Origin of the sequence: Flavobacterium sp. HJSW_4 (assembly GCF_042436695.1) — a bacterium.
GTDB lineage: Bacteria > Bacteroidota > Bacteroidia > Flavobacteriales > Flavobacteriaceae > Flavobacterium.
On sequence record NZ_JBHNPP010000077.1, the window covers coordinates 1 to 1,240 of the forward strand.

The window sequence follows — 1,240 nt, forward strand, 5'->3', positions numbered from 1 at the left end:
TTTGTTCGTGTAGTTGTTGTGTTGTCATATTGTATTTTTAGTTCTTCTATTTCAAAGAATTAATTCTTTTTAAAAAGTATGCAAAAATAAAAAAAGCCACTCAATTAAGAATGGCTTTTTAGTTTTATATTCAGTAGCGCTTACAAATTGCCTAAATAAACAATTTCAGTTCTTCTGTTTTCTGCTCTTCCTGCAGCTGTTTTATTTGATTTTACAGGTTTTGTCGAACCATAACCGTTAGAAGTTAAATTCGCAGGATTTACCCCTTTTTCAATCAAAAGATCCATCACTGCTTTTGCTCTAGCTTCAGATAATTTTTGATTTGCTTTTGCATTTCCAACATTATCAGTATGTCCGTTAACTGCAAATTTCGCATTTGGATAATTTCTCAAGATTTCTTTGATTGCGTCTAATCTTCCTGAAGTTTCTCCCATTTTAGCACTGTTTAAAGTAGCTTTTCCAGTTGTAAAGAAAATAGATCTTGCTTCTACTTTCAATTGTGCTAAAGTTTCTTTAGTCACTTTTGGACAACCTTTATTTTCTGCTGGACCTGCAACAGTTGGACAAGCATCGTCTTTATCTAAAACTCCATCTTTATCTGCATCTAATTCTGGACAACCTCTATTTTCTGCTGGACCTGCTTCACTTGGACATGCATCATCTTTATCTAAAACTCCATCTCCGTCTGTATCTGGCCATGGACATCCTTTATTTTCAACTGGACCTGCAACTGCTGGGCACGCATCTACATTATCCAATAAAGTATCTCCGTCACTATCTTTCCAAGGACAACCTTTGTTTTCTTTTGGTCCTGCAACATCTATACAAGCATCATCTTTATCAAAAACACCGTCTTTATCTGTATCTGGCCAAGGGCATCCGCCATTTTCAGCTGGACCGGCAACTTTTCTACAAGCATCTTCTTTATCAATTACACCGTCTCCGTCTGTATCTTTAAATTGTTTTTCGTAAACTGGAATTTTCATCCCTAAATGAAAGTCAGCTCCTTTAGAATTGCTAGAAGCTAAATTACTCAAAATAGAACCAGAACCGATGAAGAAAACTCCTGCACGTAATCCTGCTCCAGCCTGCATACCGCTGTAATCCATGTATGTTACAGGCAAATAGAAACTAAACCATCTGCTTTCGTAACGTGGTGTCAATGTAACTCTATCAGCAATTCCGTAACCGTTTAATTTACTTGTAGAAACCATATTAATGTCTCCGTTAAGATTCAAAT

General features: G+C 36.1%; 1 protein-coding gene. It reads right to left on the reverse strand.

The window, feature by feature from the left end:
- Window positions 1-140 precede the first annotated feature (140 nt).
- Window positions 141-1,240 (reverse strand): OmpA family protein (locus ACE01P_RS24365; protein WP_379701661.1); only part of this gene is annotated, 1,100 nt, incomplete at its 5' end.